Raw genomic sequence first — 302 nt, forward strand, 5'->3', positions numbered from 1 at the left:
TCTCCAAGAACCCGGACGGCAGCCTGCAGCTGGATGGCATCTGCCTGGTGGCAGGTCTGGGCGGCAAGGACCACCGCGACGGCTCCCTGGCCTACTACTTCAGTGAGCCTGTGGTCTGCAACGAAGCCAAGGGCGTAGGCCCCCTGGTGCTGGCCTACACCGAGATGATCGCCCGCAAGTAATACACGACACAGCAAAAAACGAACCGCCATGGTGACAGATGCCAAGGCGGTTCGCTTTTACACTTTTTTCTTCGAGCACCCATCGTCCGGGTGCACATTCAGTATACCCGGACAGGTGCC

The 302-nt window shown here is 59.6% G+C and carries 1 protein-coding gene; it reads left to right on the forward strand.

The genetic code is table 11. The features are described 5' to 3' along the window. On the forward strand, positions 1-182 hold a 182-nt coding region (locus tag P0G09_RS18580), incomplete at its 5' end, for a glycoside hydrolase family 88 protein (RefSeq protein WP_275253408.1). Positions 183-302 lie beyond the last annotated feature (120 nt).

The organism is Faecalibacterium sp. DFI.5.82 (genome assembly GCF_029076575.1).
GTDB classification, from domain to species: domain Bacteria; phylum Bacillota; class Clostridia; order Oscillospirales; family Ruminococcaceae; genus Faecalibacterium; species Faecalibacterium duncaniae.